This is a genomic window from Nonomuraea sp. NPDC050394, from assembly GCF_044459065.1.
Taxonomy (GTDB): domain Bacteria; phylum Actinomycetota; class Actinomycetes; order Streptosporangiales; family Streptosporangiaceae; genus Nonomuraea.
This window is the reverse complement of record NZ_JBITIO010000006.1, coordinates 40,206-60,704: the sequence shown is the minus strand read 5'-3', so window position 1 is coordinate 60,704 and position 20,499 is coordinate 40,206. Positions and strand designations below refer to the sequence as shown.

18 protein-coding genes are annotated in these 20,499 nt (G+C 72.6%); 6 read left to right on the top strand and 12 right to left on the bottom strand.

Translation table 11 applies throughout. From position 1 onward, the window contains the following. Nucleotides 1-4: 4 nt before the first annotated feature. A complete protein-coding gene (locus ACIBKY_RS24155) occupies nucleotides 5-607 on the top strand; it encodes a TetR/AcrR family transcriptional regulator (protein WP_397099568.1) in 603 nt (200 codons plus the stop codon). Between the two features lie 11 nt (nucleotides 608-618). On the opposite strand, the gene ACIBKY_RS24150 is transcribed toward ACIBKY_RS24155, so the two are convergent. The 11 genes from ACIBKY_RS24150 to ACIBKY_RS24100 all read right to left on the bottom strand — a co-directional run bounded on the left by ACIBKY_RS24150 (nucleotide 619) and on the right by ACIBKY_RS24100 (nucleotide 12,968). After that, nucleotides 619-1,833, bottom strand: coding sequence for an aminopeptidase (locus ACIBKY_RS24150; RefSeq protein WP_397099566.1), 1,215 nt, complete (start codon nucleotides 1,831-1,833; stop codon nucleotides 619-621). After that, a complete protein-coding gene (locus ACIBKY_RS24145; protein WP_397099564.1) occupies nucleotides 1,814-2,950 on the bottom strand; it encodes an MFS transporter in 1,137 nt (378 codons plus the stop codon). Before ACIBKY_RS24145 ends, ACIBKY_RS24150 begins: the two co-directional genes overlap by 20 nt. Further along, complete coding sequence (locus ACIBKY_RS24140) at nucleotides 2,947-3,462, bottom strand: ArsR/SmtB family transcription factor (protein ID WP_397099563.1); 516 nt, start codon at nucleotides 3,460-3,462, stop codon at nucleotides 2,947-2,949. Before ACIBKY_RS24140 ends, ACIBKY_RS24145 begins: the two co-directional genes overlap by 4 nt. A 78-nt stretch (nucleotides 3,463-3,540) precedes the next feature. Further along, the gene (locus tag ACIBKY_RS24135; RefSeq protein ID WP_397099561.1) at nucleotides 3,541-3,699 is read right to left on the bottom strand and encodes a hypothetical protein; all 159 of its coding nucleotides are present in this window, start codon (nucleotides 3,697-3,699) and stop codon (nucleotides 3,541-3,543) included. Between the two features lie 412 nt (nucleotides 3,700-4,111). Further along, nucleotides 4,112-5,212 (bottom strand): alcohol dehydrogenase catalytic domain-containing protein, encoded by a 1,101-nt coding sequence (locus tag ACIBKY_RS24130; RefSeq protein ID WP_397099560.1) that lies wholly within the window; start codon nucleotides 5,210-5,212, stop codon nucleotides 4,112-4,114. Next, on the bottom strand, nucleotides 5,212-6,132 hold the full coding sequence (locus ACIBKY_RS24125) for a DMT family transporter (protein WP_397099558.1): 921 nt from the start codon (nucleotides 6,130-6,132) through the stop codon (nucleotides 5,212-5,214). Before ACIBKY_RS24125 ends, ACIBKY_RS24130 begins: the two co-directional genes overlap by 1 nt. A 34-nt stretch (nucleotides 6,133-6,166) precedes the next feature. Next, the gene (locus ACIBKY_RS24120; protein WP_397099556.1) at nucleotides 6,167-6,781 is read right to left on the bottom strand and encodes a glycerol-3-phosphate responsive antiterminator; all 615 of its coding nucleotides are present in this window, start codon (nucleotides 6,779-6,781) and stop codon (nucleotides 6,167-6,169) included. 10 nt (nucleotides 6,782-6,791) lie between these two features. Further along, nucleotides 6,792-8,345, bottom strand: coding sequence for an FAD-binding oxidoreductase (locus ACIBKY_RS24115; protein WP_397099554.1), 1,554 nt, complete (start codon nucleotides 8,343-8,345; stop codon nucleotides 6,792-6,794). Then, nucleotides 8,342-10,015, bottom strand: a complete 1,674-nt coding sequence (locus ACIBKY_RS24110; RefSeq protein ID WP_397099553.1) for an FAD-dependent oxidoreductase — start codon at nucleotides 10,013-10,015, stop codon at nucleotides 8,342-8,344. Before ACIBKY_RS24110 ends, ACIBKY_RS24115 begins: the two co-directional genes overlap by 4 nt. Continuing rightward, on the bottom strand, nucleotides 10,012-11,538 hold the full coding sequence (locus tag ACIBKY_RS24105) for an FGGY family carbohydrate kinase (protein ID WP_397099551.1): 1,527 nt from the start codon (nucleotides 11,536-11,538) through the stop codon (nucleotides 10,012-10,014). The genes ACIBKY_RS24110 and ACIBKY_RS24105 overlap by 4 nt, the downstream gene beginning before the upstream one ends. Continuing rightward, the gene (locus ACIBKY_RS24100; RefSeq protein WP_397099550.1) at nucleotides 11,535-12,968 is read right to left on the bottom strand and encodes an MFS transporter; all 1,434 of its coding nucleotides are present in this window, start codon (nucleotides 12,966-12,968) and stop codon (nucleotides 11,535-11,537) included. The genes ACIBKY_RS24105 and ACIBKY_RS24100 overlap by 4 nt, the downstream gene beginning before the upstream one ends. 269 nt (nucleotides 12,969-13,237) lie before the next feature. On the opposite strand from ACIBKY_RS24100, the gene lanKC reads away from it, so the two are divergent. From lanKC to ACIBKY_RS24085, 3 genes are all read left to right on the top strand, one after another. After that, nucleotides 13,238-15,772, top strand: a complete 2,535-nt coding sequence (gene lanKC / locus ACIBKY_RS24095; RefSeq protein ID WP_397099548.1) for a class III lanthionine synthetase LanKC — start codon at nucleotides 13,238-13,240, stop codon at nucleotides 15,770-15,772. Continuing rightward, a complete protein-coding gene (locus tag ACIBKY_RS24090) occupies nucleotides 15,769-15,915 on the top strand; it encodes a class III lanthipeptide (RefSeq protein ID WP_397099546.1) in 147 nt (48 codons plus the stop codon). The genes lanKC and ACIBKY_RS24090 overlap by 4 nt, the downstream gene beginning before the upstream one ends. 202 nt (nucleotides 15,916-16,117) lie before the next feature. After that, a complete protein-coding gene (locus ACIBKY_RS24085; RefSeq protein WP_397099544.1) occupies nucleotides 16,118-17,302 on the top strand; it encodes a serine hydrolase domain-containing protein in 1,185 nt (394 codons plus the stop codon). Between the two features lie 143 nt (nucleotides 17,303-17,445). On the opposite strand, the gene ACIBKY_RS24080 is transcribed toward ACIBKY_RS24085, so the two are convergent. Next, on the bottom strand, nucleotides 17,446-18,555 hold the full coding sequence (locus tag ACIBKY_RS24080) for a PucR family transcriptional regulator (protein ID WP_397099543.1): 1,110 nt from the start codon (nucleotides 18,553-18,555) through the stop codon (nucleotides 17,446-17,448). Between the two features lie 113 nt (nucleotides 18,556-18,668). On the opposite strand from ACIBKY_RS24080, the gene ACIBKY_RS24075 reads away from it, so the two are divergent. Both ACIBKY_RS24075 and ACIBKY_RS24070 read left to right on the top strand, forming a co-directional pair. Next, entirely contained in the window at nucleotides 18,669-19,487 is an 819-nt protein-coding gene (locus tag ACIBKY_RS24075; protein WP_397099541.1) for an acetylxylan esterase, read from the top strand. Between the two features lie 229 nt (nucleotides 19,488-19,716). Continuing rightward, on the top strand, nucleotides 19,717-20,496 hold the full coding sequence (locus tag ACIBKY_RS24070; protein WP_397100495.1) for an IclR family transcriptional regulator: 780 nt from the start codon (nucleotides 19,717-19,719) through the stop codon (nucleotides 20,494-20,496). Nucleotides 20,497-20,499: the final 3 nt, after the last annotated feature.

The window sequence follows — 20,499 nt, the reverse complement described above, 5'->3', positions numbered from 1 at the left end:
CACCGTGCCGAAATGGGTTGACCACGACGAGCGGCGGCGCCACATCGCCGAGGCGGTGCTGAGCATCGCGGGCCGCGACGGGCTGGAGCGGGCCACCCTGCGCGACGTGGCGCACGAGGCCCGCGTCTCGCTCGGATCGGTGCAGCACTACTTCCGCACCAAGGACAACATGCTCCGCTACGTGGTCGGCTATCTGGGCGAGCAGGTCACCGCGCGGATCGTGGCCGGGACGGATTTCGGGGCGGAAGACGGTCCGGTCCAGGCGTTCCTGCGCTCGCTGGCCGCCGAGATACTGCCCCTGGACTCCCGCCGCACGTCCGAGCGCCGGGCCGGCCAGGCACTGGCCGCACGGGCGCCCGGCTCTCCAGAGCTGGTCGAGGTCCTGCGCGAGAACAGCTCCTGGCTCCACGCCCGGGTGGCCGAGCTGATCACACGCGCGCAGCTGGACGGCCAGGCCCCTGCCCACCTCGACGCCGAGCAGGAGTCGATCGTGCTGCTCGCCCTGCTGGAAGGACTGGCGGCCGACATCCTGCACGGCGTACGCGAGCCCGGACAGGCGCTGGCGAGCGCGCACTACCACCTGGACCGCCTGTTCACGACGGACTGAGGGGGCCGGGGTCAGAACTGCCAGGTGTCGTCGCGCAGCAGCACCACCTTCCGGCCGGGTGCCAGGCCGGTGACGGTGACGTCCGGTCCACCGACCATGAAGTCGACGTGCACACGGGAGGTGTTCACGCCGGCCTCGTCCAGGCGCGCGGGGACGTCGGTGCGCAGATGGGCGGGTACGCCAGGAGGCAGGCCCGCGCCCCAGGCCAGGTGGCAGGTGGCGTTCTCGTCCAGGAGGGTCTCCATGTAGGTGATGCCGCTTTCACCCACGCGCGAGGAACGGTCGACCAGCGCGAGTTCGCCCAGGCGGGCCGCTCCCGCGTCGGTGGCCTGGTGGGTGCGGACGACGTCGGCTCCGGTGCCGGCCCTGACCTCGGTCACGACGCCGCCGGCGAAGGTCAGTTCGAGGTCGTGGATGACGGTGCCGTCCAGGGACAGCGGCCGGGTGGCGCGGACGGTGCCGTCGACACGCCGGTAGTCGGGGGTCGTGAACACTTCCTCGGTCGGCAGGTTGGCCTGGAACGGGCGGCCTTCGACGTCCCGCAGGCGGGCGGCGGTCCAGTGGGCGCCGGGCAGCAGGCCGATGGTCAGGTCGGTGCCGGGGCCCTCGAAGCGCACGGCGTCCAGGCGCAGCTCGGTGAGCTGCCTGGCGCGGTCGAGCAGGCCGGCGATGCGCTGCCGCCAGGCGGCGCGTGGGTCGGGCTCGTCGAGGCGGAGGATGCGGCGCAGGTGCCGCCACAGCCGGTCCTGGTCGGGTTCGCCGAAGACGGTGCGGGCCCACTCGGGGGTGGGACAGGGGATGATCGTCCAACGGACGAGGTTGTTGAGCTGGAGCCGCTGGCGGGAGGTCAGGGACGGCATGCGGTCCAGCCCCGTGCGTACCGGATCGAGCCCTGCCAGGAGGTCTGGCGCGGCGGCGCCGCGGAGGTTCACCAGGACGCCGCCGTGCCGTTCGAGGTCGTCGTTGCGGGCGTCGAGCCATGCGGGGACCTCGGCCAGCGTCGCGGTGTCGGCGTGCCGGACGCGCGAGGCTTTGGCGTGCGGGTCGAAGTACCAGATGTCGACGTAGCGGGCGCCCCTGGCGTAGGCGGCCTCGACCAGCGCGCGGGCGAGCGGGGCATGCTCGATCTCGGCGTTGATCAGCACCCTGTCGCCGGCCAGCAGGGGTACGGCCACGTCGAACACGACGTCGGTGTAGCGGGACAGGTCAGCGGCGGGAAGCGTCACGAGATGCTCCTTGGTGTTCGTCATGGCGGAGAAGAGGCAGGAACAGCAGGGCGCCCGCGGCGGACACGGCGCCGGCGAGGACGAAGCCGCCGGCCAGGCCGAACTGGCCGGCGAGGGCGCCGAGGGTCAGGGCGGCGCTGAGGAACCCGATGTCGAAGAAGGCCGTCGTGGTGGCCACGGCGGATCCGCGTTCGCCGGCCGGCACACCGTACACCGCCATCCTGAGGAAGGCGGGCAGCCCCAGCCCCTGCCCGGCGCCCGTCAGCACGATCGCGCACCATGTCCCGGCAGGCGAGGGCCAGGCGGCGAGCAGGACGGATCCCGCCCCGGTCAGCAGGAGGGAGGCGACGGCCAGCCGAGCTGGAGAGGCCGCGGCGAGCAGGCGCTGCCCGGCCAGCCGTACGGCCAGGAGAACGATCCCGTAGGCGAGGAAGTACGGGCCGCCGGAGCCCGCTCCGAGTGCGGCCAGGTGCAGAGGCAGGAAGGCGCTGACGACGGTGTAGCCCCACACGGAGGCCAGGTAGCCGAAGCCGGCTCGCAGCGCGGACCTGGGGCGGCGGGATGGAGGATGGCGGGGGCTCGCCGCGCTCAGGGGTTCTCGCGAGGTGGTGCCGGCGATCGCCGGCACCAGTGCCGAGAGCGCGGCCGTGATCCAGACGGCGGTGAACCCTGCCGCGGCGAACAGCGTCTCGGCGACGGCCGGTCCCAAGAGCAGCCCGGCGTTGACGGCGACGGAGAAGTGGTTGATCGCGGCGCCGGGGCGCCGGTGGTCGCTGGCCAGGGCGGCGAGACCGACGTAGACCAGCGCTTCACCAACGCCGGCGACGCCGCGCAGGAGGAGAAAGAGCGGCAGATCCCGGGCCATGAGCAGGGCCAGGGACGACCCGGACAGTAACAGCGCGCCCGCGCACACGGCCGCCCGGCGTCCCGGCCGATCGGTCACCCACCCGGCCAGGGGGCGGGCGAGCAGCCCCGCGGCCGCGGTGACGGCCAGCGAGACGCCCACCCAGCCCGTCTGCGCCTCCAAGGGGCCGGTGACGTAGCGGGGCACCGCCGGGATGAGCAGCCCGATCGACAGGAACGCACCACCCGTGCCGAGGAGCAGGCGAGCGGTCATCGCTCGTCACGGAGTTCGAGCAGGAGCGCCGTCATGCTGACCTTGACACCTTCACGCGGCGGGCCGGCGTGGTCGTGAACGAGTGCCACGGCCTGGCCGATCAATTCGACGACTTCTTCCCAGACGGGCCTGGCCAGCCACACCTCGGCATCGGTGGAGACGCGCTGGCGATCGGTCTCGGCCAGGCGCCTGCCCAGGTCGGTACTCATCGCCTGGTGAAGGAGCTGGCGCCCCTCCGATCGATCGATGCGGTCGCCGCTGGACGCGTCGTACCGGTAGCGCCGCTGCGGGCGTCCCCTTCCGGCCCCCGGCCGCTCGTCCGTCTGCCGCAGGAAGCCCGCCTTGGCCAGCTGGCGCAGGTGGTAGCTGGCCGAGGCGTGCGCGATGCCCAGCTCGTCGGCGACCTCGGTGGCCGACATCGACGTGCCGGTCAGCAGCGACACGATGCGGATACGCAACGGGTTGGCCAGCGCGCGCAGCGGCACCAGGTCGTCCCGCTTTTCCAAAGACATGTTGGGATTATGACTTACCCAACAACCGTTTGGAAAGTGGCGGCCGGTGCTTGATCGCTTACTCCTGGGACGAGTCCGTCACCCGTCGGCGCAGCGGGGCGGGTAGCAGGCGAGCTGCTTGACGGCCTGCCGGATCGTTCCGGGCGCCTGGGCGACGGGGCACCACGGCGGCGAGCACACGGCAGGCGCCGGATCGGCCTTGGAGCAGAACGGTGGCGGGCACGTCTCGTGGGCCACAGCCGCCAGGTTGTCGCAGTGTGGTAGCGCGCACCTCTCGTGAGTCGCCGTCCGCAGGTTCTCACAGTGTGGTGGCGCGCACTTGTCGGCCGCCGGCTGGCCGCAGAAGGGTGGCGGGCATGGTCGCGGGTCCGCCGCCGGTTGGCCGCAGACCGGAGGCATGCAGGGCGCGGGAACGCTGGATGCCTCCCACGGCAGGGCGTTGGCCACACCCCCTCCGGCGAGCAGGCAGAAGAGGATCGCCCCGGCGGTGACGACGAGGCGCAAGACGGTGCGCATGGAAGCTGTCCCTTCGTGAAAGCAGGTCCGGACACACGGCCGGGCCATCTCGGACGAGCCCGGCGCTTGGTCAGCCTAGGAATCGCGCGCCGGGCCGTTCGAGGACTTTCACGCTGGCGTGAAACACCGTCCGCTACCGGTCGAAGACGATCAGCTGGCGCAGGGCGGTGCCGTCGGCCAGGTGGTCCATGGCCTCGTTGATAGACGGCAGGCCGATTCTGGCCGACACCAGCTTCTCCACCGGCAGCCTGCCCTCGCGCCACATCCGGGCGAACACCGGGATGTCGCGGGCGGGCAGGGCCGAGCCCAGGTAGCTGCCGACGATGCTGCGTCCCTCGGCCACCAGGGCGAGCGGCGAGATGGCGGCGCGGGCGCCGGGGGCGGGCAGGCCCACGCTGACGGTGCGGCCACCGGGGGCGGTCGCGGTCACCGCCGTCTCGAACGCCCGGATGCTGCCCGCCGCCTCCACCACGACCCCGGCCCTGGCCGGCAGGTCGGCCGGGCCGTACACCTCGTGCGCGCCCAGGTCGCGGGCGGCGGCGAGCTTGGCCGGGTTGGCGTCCACGCCGATGACCCTGACGTCGTCGAGGGCCAGCGCGGTGAGCAGCGCCGCCATGCCGACGCCGCCCAGCCCGACGACCATGACGGTCTGCCCGGGGCGCGGCCGGCCGACGTTGAGCACCGCGCCGCCGCCGGTCAGGACGGCGCAGCCGAGCAGGGCGGCCACCTCGGGCGGTACGTCGTCGTCGACCGGGACGACCGATCGGTGGTCGACCACCGCGTGCGTGGCGAACGCGGACACCCCGAGGTGGTGCAGCACCGGCGCCCCGTCCCGGTGCTGGCGGACCGCTCCGCTCAGCAGGGTGCCGCTGTCGTTGGCGGCGCTGCCCGCGACGCAGGGCGTGATGCCGCCGGTGGCGCAGCCGTCGCAGCCGCCGCACCTGGGCAGGAACGTCATGACGACCCGTTGCCCGGGAGCGAGGCCGGGAACGCCGGGGCCCGTCCGTTCCACCACGCCCGCCGCCTCGTGGCCCAGGAGCATGGGCAGCGGCCGTACCCGGTTGCCGTCGACCACCGACAGGTCCGAGTGGCACACGCCCGCGACCTCCATCCTCACGAGCAGTTCGCCCGGCCCCGGCGGATCGAGTTCAAGTTCACCAACCGACAACGGCCGCGATTCGGCGTACGGCCGCGCCCGGCCGATCTCTTCCAGGACAGCTCCGCGAATCCGCATCAGATCGCCCTTCTTGTCGAGAGGTTGGCCAGCAGCACCCCGCCGCCGCCCAGGACGAGCCCGGCGACCGCGAGCGGGGACAGCGGCTGCCCGGCGAGCGACCAGGCCAGCACCGCGGTCACCGCGGGGGTCAGGAAGAACAGGGTGCTCACCCGGCTGGCCGGCGCGCGCAGCAGCATCCGGTTGAGGAGGATGAACGCCGCGATGGAGTTGACCAGCGCCATCCAGCCCACCGACAGCCCGAAGGCGCTCCAGTCGGACACCGCGATCGGCCCGGTCGCCAGCCACGCCAGCCCGGCGACGGGCGCGCTGACGAGCAACTGGACCGCGGTGCCGCTCAGCGCGTCCATGCGGGGCACGTACCGCTGCTGGTAGAGGGTGCCCGCGCTGAGCCCGGCCAGCCCGAGCAGGCACAGCGCCACCCCGGAGGCGGACAGGCTGACACGGTCGGCGACCGCCAGCACCACCCCGGCCAGGCCGAGCCCGAACCCGAGCCACTGCCCGGCGCCGATCCGCTCCCCCAGCAAGCGCGCGGCCAGGACGATGACCACCGGGTTCAGCCCCTGCACCAGGGAGACGACCGCGGCCGGCAGCCCGGTGCCGAGCGCGCTGAAGAAGGCGCCGAACTGCACGGCCTGGATCAGCAGCCCGGCGACGGCCACGTGTGCAAGGGCCCGTCCGCGCGGCCAGGGCACCCGCCTGACCAGCGCGTACGCGCCCAGCAACAACCCGGCGACGGCGAACCTTGCGAACATCAGCAGCAGGGGCGGCGCCGCCTTCACCCCGGGGATGCCGGCGATGAACGCGCTGCTCCACAGGACGACGAAAACGGCGGGCGCCGGCGACCACCGCTTGGGCCACCCGGACGGCCACCGGACCCGCCGGGCGGGCGCGGCCTCCCGCACGCGGGCAGAGGTCATCGCTGGGTCCTTCCACGAAACACGAAAGAGGTTCTCAGGAGGCGCGCAGCGAGGAGCGGCGCAGGTCCCACAGCTCCTGGTCGGAGGTGCACACGCCGACGGCGCCGTGCTTCAGCGCCGCCACGACGTCGTCCGCGCTCTGCACGAACCCCGCGGCCAGGCACGGCACCCCGACCTCCCTGATCTGCCGCTCGACGTGCCGCAGCACCATGGCCGGCATGACCTGCACCAGGTCGGGCTGCGAACGGGTGATGGACTGCAGGCTGCGCCGCAGGTTCGACCGGTCGGTCACGAACACCTTCTGCATGGTCAGCAGCCCCATCCCGGTGGCCCGCTCGATCATCGCCTGCCGGGTGGAGCAGATCCCGACCGCCCCGATCCCCTGCAGGTACGCCAGCGCTCCCGGATCGTGCCCCAGCCCCGGCGTCGAGTCGATGTTGACGAACCCGATCTTCCCGGCCTCCACGGTCAGCCCGACCGTCGCCGCCAGGTCGCCGAGCGGGATCGAGGCCAGGATGCCGAGCGGCGTGGCGGTGGAGGAGGTGAACCGCTCGGCCATCTCGACGCCGACCAGCGACGCCATGACGGGATGCTCGGCCAGGGCGGCGAGCAGGCGCTGGTCCATGGGGCGCTTGTGGCGAGAGTTCACCGCATCCACCTTAGTGCGCCGTGTTTTCGAAGGGTCCGGGCAGGCCCAGCTTGCCGGGGTTCATGATGCCGCGCGGGTCGAGCGCCCGCTTGACCGCCACCAGGGTGTTGTGGCCCTCGCCCAGCGCGTCCCGCATGTACGGCGAGCGCAGCAGGCCGACGCCGTGGTGGTGGCTGATCGCCGCGCCGTGCTTGATGAGCACCTCGGCGGCGGCGTCCCAGGCGGCCCGGTACCAGTCTCGCCGCCGGTCGCGTTCGACGTCGCCGCGCAGCGAGAAGTACAGGCAGGCGCCGTCGGTGTAGGCGTGCGACTGGTGCGCGGAGGCGCGCAGCGTGCCGGGCACGGCTTCGATGGCGGCCACGACCTCGTCGTACAGGGTGGGCAGCGCGGCCCACGGCCCGGCGATCTCGCAGGTGTCGGAGACGAACCCGGGTCCCCTGACGAAGCCGTCGGCGGCCTTGCCGACGAGCATCCGCTCGTCCAGCCAGCGGGCGAGGATCGCGTCGCCGTCCAGGGTCACCGACGCGCGTTCCGCGCAGACCTCTTCCGCCACGGCCATGACGGCGTCGACCAGCACCGGGTCGCCCTCGTCCGCGATGAGCAGCAGGTTGGTCTCCGGGTGACCGAAGTGGGTGCCGCTCTCGTGCGCGTCGTACAGGCGCAACGCGGCCGGCGTGGCGCCGCGCTGCAGGATCTCCCGGCACGCGTCGAGCCCGGCGGCGAAGGTGTCGAACCCGTAGGCGATGCCCGCGGCGTAGTCCGGCAGCCGGTGGGTGCGCAGCCACAGCCGGGTGATGACGCCCAGCGTGCCTTCCGAGCCGATGAACAACTGCCGCAGGTCGGGCCCGACCGCGGCGCGCGGATAGGTGCCGTAGCGGGCGGTGGTGCCGTCGGGCAGCACGACATCCAGGCCGACCACCATGTCCTCGATCTTGCCGTACCGGGTGGAGAGCTGCCCGGCGCCGCGGCAGGCGGCCCAGCCGCCGACGGTGGAGATGGCGAACGCCGACGGCCAGTGCCCGGTGGTGGCGCCGTGGGTCTCCTGCAGTTCCTTCTCGAACAGGTCGCCGAACATGCCTGCCTGCACCTCGACGATCATGGATTCCGCGTCGAAGGACAGGATGCGGTTGAGCCGGCACACGTCCAGTACCACACCGCCGAACACGGGCAGCGCGGCGCCCAGGACGTTGCTGCGGCCGGCCGAGACGGTCAGCGGGATGCGGTGCTCGTGACAGATCCTGACCACGGCGGCCACCTGCTCCTCCGCGTCCACCTCGACCACGACCGCCTCCGGGGTGGCCGGGCGGCCGTCGGTCTCGCCGATGGAGGTGCCCGCCCACCAGTCGCGGGTGCGCAGGATCACCTCGTCCCTGTCCGTGTGCACGGCCGCGCCGACCGCCCGCAGCTCCGCCACCACGCTCCCGGGGACCGGCACCACCCGGTCCTGCAGGCTGGCCGGACCCGCGCCCGGCGGGCAGTCGGCGGCCCAGCGCGGCGGGGTGGGCGCGCCGACCACGTAGTCGCCCCGGTTGAACGGGTGGGTGACGGTCTGCCTGCTGATCATGAAAGTCCCTCCATCAGTACGCTCTTCTCGCGGTCCACGCCGCGCACGTAGTCCTCGAGCTGCCCGGCCACCTCGTCGTCGGACAGGCCCAGTTCCCGCTGGAGCAGCCGGCCCACCTCGGGCGCCGCCTTGACCGACAGGTCGCGGGCGAAGATCCGCATCCGGGTGCGCCGCGACAGCACGTCGTCGACGTTCCTGGCCAGCTCGTACCTGGCCGCGTAGACCACCTCGGCCCGCAGATACTCGCCGCCCTCGATGAGCGGCCCGGCCAGCGACGGGTCCTCGGCGATCAGGTCGGCGACGAAGCGTGCCTCGGTGCCGTACCGCTCGCCCAGGTGGGCGCCGAGCCCGCCGGTCGCGGTCGTCGCCTCGGCGTCGTAGCCGGCGCCGCCGAGCAGCGGCAGCTTGGCGGTACGGCAGCGCGCCTGGCGGCCGAGCACCTTCAGCGCCCGGTCGACCACCAGTTCGCCCATGTGCCTGCTGGTGGTCAGCTTTCCGCCGGTGACCGTGACCAGGCCGAAGGAGTCGGTGGTGATCTGGTGGTCGCGGCTCATGTCGAGTGTGGCGCCCTCCTTGGAGCCGACCAGCGGGCGCAGCCCGGCGAGGGAGCCGACCACGTCGTCCGGGGTGAGCTCGGCGTCGAAGGCGGTGTTGGCGCCGTCGAGCAGGTACCGCATCTCCTCGCGGGTGCACAGCACCTCGTCGGGCGAGCCGTCGTAGTCGGTGTCGGTGGTGCCGATCACGACCACGTCGCCCCAGCGGGTGCAGGTGGCGCGGCGGGCCCGGCCGGGCACCGGTACGGTCACCGTGCCGTCGATCGGCAGCCGGGTCCACGGCACCACGATGTGCACACCCTTGGCCGGGCGCACCCGCGCCCGGTGCGCCGGGTCGGACAGGCCGTCCAGGGTGTCGGACCACACGCCGGTGGCGTTGACGACCACCCCGGCGCGCACCTCGACGGTGCGGCCGTCCACCTCGACACGGGCACCGCGCACCCGGCCGCCCTCCTTGACCAGCTCGCGGCAGGTGGCGCCGTTCAGCACGGTGGCGCCGAAGTGGGCGGCGGTCCTGGCGATGGTCAGGGTCAGGCGGGCGTCGTCGGTGCGGCTGTCGTAGTAGAGCAGCCCGCCCTTGAGCCGGTCGGCGCGCAACCTCGGCGCCCTGGCCAGCACCTCGGCCACGCTGAGCCGCTGGTGCAGCCGGCCAATGCGCCAGCCGCCCGCCAGGTCGTAGGTCCACAGCAGGCCTTCGAACGCCTTGGCGACGCGCGCGTCGAACACGCCGTCCTGGGTGAGGATCGGCAGCACGAACGGCAGCCGCCTGACCAGGTGCGGCGCGTTGCGGCGGAAGCGCTGGCGCTCCAGCAGCGAGCGGCGTACCAGCGGCAGGTTGCCCTGCTCGATGTAGCGCAGTCCGCCGTGCACCATTTTGGAGGATTTGGAGGAGGTGCCCGAGGCGAAGTCGTCGCGTTCCACCAGCGCCACGCTCAGCCCGCGGGTGACGGCGTCCAGCGCGGCGTAGCAGCCGGTGATGCCGCCGCCGACGACGAGCACGTCCACCGGCCCGGCGGCCAGCCGCTCGATCTGTGCCCGGCGGTCCAGCCGCAGCGGGGTGCGCCGGATGGCGCTGCTGGTCTCCGATCGGGGCTTGCGTCCTGGAAGCCGGATCACGAGGGGAATTCCTCCTGTACGTACGGGATGTGCCGGGTGAGCAGGTCGCGCCAGCCGGCGCGGGCCTCCTCGCGGGCGGCGTCGGGCAGCGTGGGCTCGAAGACGGGGACGTCGCCGAGCCCGGCGAGTGCGGCGGGCAGATCGGGCCAGAGCTGGGCGCGTACGCCGCCGAGGTAGGCGGCGCCGCGCAGGCTGGCCGTCTCGTTGGCGCGGGCGCGGCGCACCGGCCGGCCGATGAGGTCGGCCTGGCCGGCCATCAGCACGTCGCTGCTGGCCAGCCCGCCGCCGCAGAACAGATCGGTGACCGGCTCGCCCAGCGCGAGCTCCACCCCGTCGAGCAGGTCGCACACCGAGTGCGCGATGCCCTCCAGGACGCCACGGGCCAGTTCGGCCCTGGTCGTGGACAGGCTCAGCCCGGTCAGCGCGCCGGTGGCCTCGGGTGACCAGACCGGGGTGCGCAGGCCGGCCAGCGCGGGCAGGAAGCGTACCCGGCTGGGCCCGGGATGCTCGCGGGCGAGCGCGGCCAGCTGGGCGGGCGAGTCGAACAGCCCGATCTCCTCGCACAGCCAGCGCACCGCGGAGCCGGTCGTCGCGGCGTAGCCCTCCAGGCTGAACACGGCGGAGCCGCGCGAACGCCAGCCGACCAGCGTCAGCACCCCCGGCACCGCCCGGCGGTGCGCGGGCGGCCGGTCACCGGCGACGGCGTCCAGGAACGTTCCCGTGCCGTGCACGCACATGGCCTGGCCCGGCCGGTGCGCGCCGAGCGCGATCATGGCCGCGTGCTGGTCGCCCATCACCGACAGCACCGGCAGCCGCACGCCGAGGACCGACGGTTCGGTGTGGCCGTAGTCGCCGTCCTCGTCGAGGATCCGCGGCAGGACCTCACGCGGGCAGCCGAGGAAGCCGGCCCACGGCTCGTACCAGTCGCCGGTCCGCAGGTCGTAGGCGCCGGCGGCGACCGCGTTGGTGGCGGACATGACGTGGCGGGCGCCGCCGGTGAGCCGCCACACCAGCCAGGTGTCGATCGACCCGAACGCCACGCGGCCCGCGTCGTGCGCCCGGCCGGCGGCCGGGTCGTCGCGGATGACCTCGGCCGCCCACAGCAGCGGGGCGCGCGAGCCGACCGGCCTGCCGGTGTGCTCGATCAGGCGGGCGTCCCAGGCGGGTTCCCACGCGCGCAGCCGGGCGGCGTAACGACGGTCCTGCCAGACCACGGCGGGGGTGAGCGGCTCGCCGGTGACGGTGTCCCACAGCAGCACGGTGGCACGCTGGGTGGCGATCGACACCCCGGTGACCTCCACCCCGTGGGCCCGCGCCCACGCCAGGGCCTCCAGGCAGACCTGGGCGGTCTTCTCCCAGATCTCCATGGCGTCCTGCTCGACCCGCAGGTGGTCGGGGGAATGAACGGAGATGGGCCGGTACGCGGGCGGGGCGGCGCTGCCGTCGTCCAGGACGATGGCGGCGCGGGTGCCCGTGGTGCCCTCGTCGACGCTGAGGACGCCCCGCCGGGGTCCGCCGGTCATCGGCTCCCGCCTCCGGTCGGCAACGCGATCGCCTCCTCTTCCAGGTTGACCTGTACGCGGGTGGGGTCCCACTTGATCAGCAGGCAGGTGATCAGGCCGGCCAGCGGCACCACCGACAGCACCATGAGGCTGGCGCCCACCCCGATGCCCGCCTGCAACTGCGGGAACAGATACAGGCCCGCGACCGAGCCGAAGCTGCCCAGCATTCCGGTCACGCCGGTGCCCAGGGTGCGGACGTCACTGCGGTAGGACAGCGCGGCGATCGACTTGCCGTTCGGGCCCGGCCCGGCGGAGTGGAAGAAGATGAACAGCGCGGGAAGCACCGCGGCCAGCGCGATCGGCAGTTCCTTGAACGTCGCGCCCATCACCAGCAGGACCGCGAACACCACCGCGTATCCGGTCATCGAGCTGACCCGCAGCCCGAGGCGGCGGCCGGCGTAGGCCGACAGGCAGCCGCCGACGATGCCGACCGCGTTGAACGCCATCGACCCGATCGTGGCCTTCTCGAACTCCCTGCCGAACAGCTCCAGGCTGATCACCGGCAGGTACCAGCCGACCGCGAAGTACTGCATGGCCTGGGTGAGGGAGATGACCGTGGACAGCACCGTGCGCGGCAGATACGGCTTGCGGAACAGCACGCCGGCGTCACGCATCCCCACCTGCCGCGCCTGCGGGGCCGTACTCCCGGCCTGCGGGGAGTCTTCTTGTACGGCGAAGCCGTACATGTGCCGCAAGGCCGCGGCGGACTCGCGCAGCCGGCCCTTGGCGGCCAGCCACGTCGGGCTCTCCACCAGGAACGTCAGCTGCAGGATCAGCAGCGCCAGGGCGAAGGCGGCCGAGGAGCCCACCGACCAGCGCCAGATGTCCGCGCCCACGTCGAAACGGTAGAACACGAGCGTGAGCAGCAGGTTCGTGGTGGTGGCGGTGTACCAGACGCCTTGCCAGAAGTTGAGCCTGCCCTTGAGCGAGGCCGGCGTGTACTCGGCCAGCAGCGCCATGGCCACCGCGAAGTCGATGCCGTAGGCGATGCCGACCAGCGCGCGCCCGGCGAAGACGGTCTGGAAGTCGGAGCCGGTGGCGGTCAGCAGCGCGCCGAGCCCGAACACCACCTTGGTCATGAGCAGCGGCTTGACCCGGCCGATGCGCGCGGCCAGCCAGCCGCCGAACGGGTTGGAGACGATGGCGACGGCCGGCGCCATGGCGGTGAGCAGGCCCACCTGGCCCGGCGAGAGGCCGAGCTGCTTGACCATGGGAGACAGGCCGGCGCCCAGGGCGGCGTTGGAGTAGGCGTCCAGGAACAGGCCCGCCAGGGCGAGGAACCAGATCCAGTTCGCCCTGCGGGGCAGGCTTTTCAGGGTGTCGATGACGTCGGCCGCGTCCGCTGCGTCGCGGATGCGGGTCATCGCGGTGTTCACGGGGGCGTCGCTCATGCCCAGCCGCCTTTCAGGGGGGTGTAGTCCCTTGCCAGCGGTCCGGAAATGACAAAAGCACAGACGAAGACCACTGACAGGGATGTCTTCGTCTGTGCCTGCCGATTGACCGGACACTATTCACCTGGTGTCCGAAATGTCAAGAAAGGGACCGTAAATCGGCTCGGCGGCGCGCCTAACGCGGCCCCGCGCCAAGGCCGGTGAATTGCCGGGTTTACAAGCGATCGCGGCCAGAGTCTGATGGAGGCCGGGCTTCCCGGGAGGCGATCGTGCGCTACGAACAGTTCTCCTTCACCGACCCGCTCTTCTATGACCTGCCCTCACGTTCCCCGCTGGCGAACAGGCGGTTCGCCGCCGGCCGCCCCGTCCCCAGCGGATGGCAGCGCGAGGAGCGCGACGTCTGGACCGGCTTGATCCCTCCGGGCACGCGGCTGCCCATGCAGGGCTGGAAGATCCACGTGTCGGCGGCCGCGGAGTCCGCCGACAAGGTCGTCGGCCAGGTCTGGGACTACTGCGTCCCGCGCACGATCTCGTTCAAGTACCTGACCGACCACTCCGGCTTCCATGTGCGCAACGGCAAGTACGCCGACCGCGGCGGCAGCGGCAAACTCCTCACGCTCTACCCGGACGCCACCGAACTGGAACAGGTGCTCACCGAACTGGGCGACGAACTGGCCGGGACGCCGGGGCCGTACATCCTCAGCGACGTCCGGTGGCGGGACGGTCCGCTGTACGTGCGCTACGGCGCCTTCGTCGAGCGGCACTGCCTCGACGCGCGCGGGGAGCAGGTGGCGGCGATCTCCACCCCGGACGGACGTCTGGTGCCCGACCAGCGGGGGCCGGAGTTCGTCGTCCCCGAGTGGGTGAAGGTTCCGGCCTTCCTGGAAGCCAGCGTGCGGGCGCGAACAAACCCCGAGACTCCCCATGAGTTCCCCTTCCTGATCGAGCGGCCGCTGCACTTCTCCAACGGCGGCGGCGTCTACCTGGCCGACGATCCGCGCACCGGGCGCCGCGTGGTGCTGAAGGAGGCGCGGCCGTTCGCCGGGCTGGACGTCGGCGGGCGCGACGCCGTACGACGGCTGCGGCATGAACGGGACTTCCTGACCGAGCTCAAGGGCAGCGGCACGGTGCCGGAGCCGTACGACTACCTCACCTGCTGGGAGCACGAGTTCCTGGTCGAGGAGTACATCGAGGGCGATTCTCTGCTCAGCCTGATGACCGGCCGCTATCCCCTGATCCACGCCGACCCGGCCGAGGACGAGGTGGCCGCCTACACCCGCTGGGCGCTGGACGTGCTGGAGCGGATCGCGGCGGCCATCCGCACCCTGCACGGGCACGGCGTGGCCATCGGGGACTTCCACCCGCGCAACGTCATGGTGCGGCCCGACGGCCAGATCAGGTTCGTCGATCTGGAGGTCGCCTCCTTCGCCGGAGACGAGACGACGGCGATGCTGGGCGCCCCCGGCTACGCGGCGCCGGACGGCCGGACCGGCGCCGAGGCCGACCGCTACGCCATGGCCTGCCTGTACCTCAGCATGTTCCTGCCGCTGACGGCGCTGCTGCCGCTGGACCCGGGCAAGGCCACCGTGCTCGCCGACGCCGCCGCGGACCGGTTCGGGCTCGACCGCGCCCTGTTCGAGCAGCCGGTCCGGGAGTTGCGCGACCGCCGTCCCGCGCACAGCCACGACCCCGGCCACGACGTCGCCCGGCTGGCCGGGGAGATGGACGCCGGCAGGCTCGACTGGCCGGGCCTGCGCGCGTCCCTGTGCGAGGGGATCGCCGCCGCCGCCACGCCCGGTCGCACCGACCGTCTCTTCCCCGGCGACATCGAACAGTTCTCCTCCAACGGCCTCGGCCTGGCCAACGGCGCGGCAGGCGTGCTCCACGCCCTGGCGCTGGCCGGCCGCGAGCGCTCCCCCGCCCACGAGGAATGGCTGCTCGACGGGGTACGGCACCGCCGCCACAACAGCCGCCTCGGCTTCTACGACGGCCTGCACGGCATCGCCTACACCCTGGAAGAGCTGGGCCGGCGGCAGGACGCGCTGGCCGTATTGGAGAGGGTCGTGGACACCCGGCCGGAGCGGCTTTCGGCCGGCCTGTACGACGGGCTGGCCGGAGCGGGGCTCAACCTGCTGCGCTTCGCCGAGCTCACCGGCGAGGACTCCCTGCGCGAGCGGGCCGTGGCCGCGGGCAGGGAACTGCTCGCCCGGTGGGAGACGACCCGCTACCGGCCCGGCCTGCTGCACGGCCCGTCCGGCCAGGCGCTGCTGCACATCCGCCTGTTCGAGGCCACCGGCGACCAGTCGTACCTCGACCACGCCGCGACCGCGCTGCGCGCCGACCTCGCGGTGTGCGCGACGCTGGCCGACGGCAGCGTGCAGGTGGACGAGGGCTGGCGGATGATGCCCTACATCGCCACGGGCAGCGCCGGCATCGGCCTGGTCCTGCGGGAGTACCTGCGTCACCGCGAGGACGAGGCGTTCACGACCGCGCTGGCCGGGATCGGCCGCGCGGCCCGCTGCGAGTTCGTCATCGGCTCCGGTCTCATGAACGGCAGGGCGGGCTTCATCGCCTTCCTCGCCGGACCGCGTGAGCCGGAGCTTCTCGACCGGCACCTGCGCAGGCTGTCCTGGCACCTCCTGCCCTATCGCGGCCACGCCGCGTTCCCCGGTGAACAGCTGATGCGGCTGTCCATGGATCTGGCCACCGGTTCCGCCGGTGTCCTGACGGCGCTGTGCGCCGTGTTCGACGGCACGCCCGTTCTGCCCTTCCTCACTCCCCCAGAAAGGACACGATCGGCATGACGCACGTACTCGACCTGCAGAGGCTCACCAACCCCGACGCCGACCTCGACCGCGCGGTCGCCGGCAACAGCAGTGTCAGCCTCATGATGTGCGGCGACAGCAGCACACTCAGCATCATGTTGTGCCACGGCTGCCACTGCTGACCGGTCCTTCTTCCCTCATCGCCGACCTGGCCGGCCTTCATCCGGCCGGGTCGGCGCGTACGGCTCTTTGGCCGATCCGATAAGGCGGGCCGCTCCGGGTTTGGCGATCACCCCAAAGCCGCACACCGGAGCCGCTCTCACACTGGTGGCGTGTTCTTGTCCGAGGTCCTGTGCATTCCCCTCCAGAAAGGAACGGGCAGCCATGCCGGCCACCAGAACCCGAGCTCTCCTGGCCCTCGTCAGCCTCACCGGGCTCCTCGCCGCCGCCGGCCCCGCCACCGCGGCCACGTCTGCCCCCTCGGGCGCCGGCCTGAGTGACGTGCTGGACACCGCCCTGGCCGAGGGTGCCGCCAAGGCGGGCGATCCGGGTGTCCAGGCGGTCATCCTGCGCGACGGGCGCCTCGTCTGGTCGGGCAGGTCCGGCAAGGCCGTCGACGACCCGCCCGCCCCCGTCACCGACGACACGATGTTCGGCTTCGCGAGCTTCAGCAAGCTGCTCCTGGCCGCGTACGCGCTCAGCCAGGTCGAGGCCGGCAGGCTCGCCATGGACACCCCGATCAGGGCCTACGTCGGCAACGACGTGCCCGGCTCCGGCGTGGTCACGCTGCGGATGCTGCTCACCCACACCGGGGGCTACCCCGACGTGTACGAATCGCCCGAGCTGGCCCCGCTGATGCCCGGGGGTGACCGGTACCGGCCGGGCGTGCCGTACACGTGGCGCATGATCGCCCGCGGCCTGCGCGCGCCGGTGAACCCCGGCAGGAAGTACAGCTACTCCAACACCGGGTTCCTCATCCTGGCCCACGTGCTGAGCGTGCGCGCGGGCGGGGACCGCAAGCTCACCGCCGCCGTCAACGCCTTCACCGCCCGCGCCGGCTCCGTCGTGCCCGAGGACGGCAGGGTGCTGACGATGGAGCGTAAGCGGTCCGACTACGCCCGCTTCGCCCATGGTTACGAGGACTTCCCCGACCTGGGGAAGGTCGACATGTTCACCCATCACGGCGACACCGGCATCCCGGCCGACATGTTCGGCCTGCCCTGGGGCGACGGCCTCTTCGCCGGGACCGCGCTCGGCGGCGCCCAGTTCATCGACGCGCTGTACGCCGGGGAGCGGCTGCTGAGGCCGGCCACCGTACGGGCGATGATCAAGCCCACCCCGCAGTCCGTCTCGGCGAAGGAGCCCTACGGGATGGCCACGGAGATCTTCGAAGCCGGGGACCGTTCCTGGCTCGGGCACTCGGGCGCTTACGGCGGGTTCAACACGCTGGGCGGGACGGACCGGGCCCGCGGGGTGACGCTGATGGTCGTGACCAACCGCCTGGGCACCCGGGCCGCCGACACGATCTTCAAGGGGCTCGTCAAGGCGTACGGCTCGGCCACGAGCTGAGGCCCCACCTGGCCTCTTCAACGTCAGCTTCCGCGGAACGCCCTGACGCGCATGAAGGAGTCCTCGACGACGACGTTCCTGACGTGGACGGTCCAGGTCGTCCCGTCCGGGCTCGGAGAGGTGCCGGTGATCGGGCGGAGGTGTCAGGGGTTCAGGGTGCGGGCGGTCAGGGCGGCCTCCAGGAGGCGGGCCTCGGCGGGGACGGTCAGATCCAGGCCGGTCAGCGCGGCCACCCGGTGCAGCCGGTAGTCGAGGGTGTTGCGGTGGATGTGCAGGTCCAGAGAGGTCTGGCGGCGGTTGTGCCCTCGTCGGACGTACGCGCGCAAGGTCTCCAGCAGGTAAGGGTGCCCGTCCAGCGGGTCCAGCTTGGCCGCCAGGCGGGTCAGGCCGTTGCCGGGGCGGGCGAGCTGGTACTCCACCAGGACGTCGTCGAACCGGTACAGGCCGGGCGGGCGGCCCAGGCGCTGGACGAGTTCCAGAACCCTTCGGGCCTCCTCGGCCGCCTCCGGGACACCGCCCAGGTCGGTGGCAGCGGCGGCGCTGAGCAGCGGGCTGCCGCCCACGGCCGCGGTCAGCGTCTCCCACAGCCCCTCTCCCGCCGAGGGGAGCAGGGCGATGCCCTCGGTGTGGTCGGCCAGGACGAGCGTGCCGGCGTGGGCGTCCAGGGCGGACTGCACTAGTCTCGGGGGCGGCGTCTGGTCGAAGGCGAAGCAGACCACCTCGTGCGCCTGCCCAAGCTCGACGCCCGCCGCGTCGGCCAGCGCCTCGTGCGGGCGTCCGCCGAGAAGGGCGGCCAGCAACGCGCGCCGTACCCTCTTGTCCTCGCCGCTGATGTCCTCAAGTGCCTGCTGGTGGGCCAGGGCGACGGCGGGCATGGCCGTGCGCAGGCAGCCGAGCAGGCCCGCGCCCGCCTCGGCCAGTTCGTGGGGCTCGGCGGCCGCGCCGAGCGCGCGCCACCACGTCTCGGCGCCGATCAGGTACGCGGCCAGCGCCGCCTCCAGCGGGACCCGCTGCTCCGCCCGCCGGGCCGACCACTCGATGAGCCTGGCCAGCTCACCGGGCCCGACCGCGTCCTGGCGACGTAACGCCCGCAGGAGCAGGCCGAACACGGCGGTGACCGATCGGGTGACCTCGCCTTCCAGCACCTCACGCGGCAGGTCCCGGTAGAAGGGCAGTTCGGCGGCGCAGCGGGCGACCACCTCGCCGGTGAGTTCGCGGACGCGCGGGGCCATGCGGGTGTGCAGGTCTGCCATCTGCGGATCGTCACATCGCACAAACCGCACCGTCAATGATTGCCGCATGTGCGGACTGACGGCGGGCGCGGTCGCGGCCACGATCGAGCAAACCCCCCAGCCTGGAGGACGCCGTGTTCCGCCGCCTGCTCGTCGCCTTACTGGCGTTGACAGCCGCCATCACCACCGCCCCCGCCCATGCCGACGCCGCCTTCCCGTCCGCGGGCGGTGACTGGGGCGCGCCGGGACCGTACGCGACCGCCGTGGAGGTCGGCGCCGTCAACACGCTCTACTACCCGCGCGACATCGCCCGCAGCCCGCTGCGCCACCCGGTGATCGTCTGGGGCAACGGCACCGGAGCCGTGCCGCTCGTCTACCGTGAGCTGCTGCTGCACTGGGCCTCGCACGGCTTCATCGTCTCGGCCGCCAACACGCCCATGTCGAACCTCGGCATCTCGATGCGCGCCGGGATCGACGGCCTGACCGCCCGCGACGCCGACCCGTCCAGCGTCTTCCACGGCCGCGTCGCCCTCGACCGCATCGGCGCCTCCGGCCACTCCCAGGGCGGCGCCGCCGCGATCGTGGTCGGCGCGGACCCGAGGGTGGACACGATTCTGCCGATCCAGCCGGGACCACTGGCCGACATCGACGCCGTGCGCGGGCCCGCCTTCCTGATGGCCGGGCAGTACGACACCATCGTCTGGCCCGCGCTCGTCAAGGCCTTCTACAACGACGCCGACCACATTCCGGCCCTGTACGGCGAGGTGAGAGGCGCCGATCACATCACGGTCGCCGGCGACCCGGGCCCGTTCGCCGCGCCGGCCACGGCCTGGTTCCGCCTGCAGCTCATGGACGACCCCGAGGCGCGTCCCGTCTTCTACGGCCCGGACTGTGGCATCTGCACCGATCGCCGCACCTGGTCCGACGTCCGCCGCAACCCGCGCGTGCCGTGATCTGACCCCGGCGTCACGCGCTATGTCCAGGTCGTGCCGTCTTGCGGCGTTCCCGGACGGCGGGCGTGGCGCCGCCGTCGCGGGGTGATGCGGAGCGTGGCCCGTTCCGTCTCGCCCGCGACCGTACTGCGCCACCTCGGCGCAGTGTTCGGCAGCACAGAATGACCCTCTCCAGCACCGAACAGAACGGTTGACAACGCTTTCCGGCTTCGGACACGCTTGTTCGGTGATGACGAACGAACTGGACAAGCGCTACGAGGTCCGCAGCGTCTCGCGCGCGGTCGAGATCCTGGAGTGCCTGGCCCAGCGCGACGGCCGGACCGTGACCGAGATCTCCCGCGAAGTCGGCGGTTCCAAGAGCGCGACGTTCTCCACCCTGCAGACCCTGGAGATGCACGGCTTCGTGGCCTCCCAGGGCGAGGGCGCCTCGCGCCGCTACCGCCTCGGGCTCGCGCTGGCCCGCCTCGGCGAGAACGCGATGGCCCAGGTGTCCCTGCGCAACCTGGCCCGGCCGGTCCTCGACGACCTGACCGCCGAGACCGGGATGTCCTCGCGCGTGGCGGTTCCCGAGAACGGCTTCGCCGTCATCGTCGGCCGGGTCGACGCCCCGTCCGCGGTCCGCTTCGACCTGCACATGGGCCACCGCGAGGCGCCCCACTGCACCGGCCTCGGCAAGGCCCTGCTGGCGGAACTGCCCGAGGCCGACTCCGCGCGCGTCATCGAGCAGTACGGCCTGCCCGCCCGCACCGCCCACACCATCACCGATCCGGCGGCCCTCGTCGCCGACCTGACCGAGATCCGGCGGCGCGGCTACTCCGTCGACGACGAGGAGGACGCGGAAGGCGTCTTCTGCGTCGGCTCGGCCGTACGCGACCACCGGGGCGAGGTGGCCGGCGCGATCAGCGTGACCGGCCTCAAGCTCGACCTTCCCGTGTGGCGCATCCACCAGATCGGTGACACCGTCCGCGCGCACGCGGCCCGCCTCACCGCGCTGTACAGCGGGCGCTAGGCT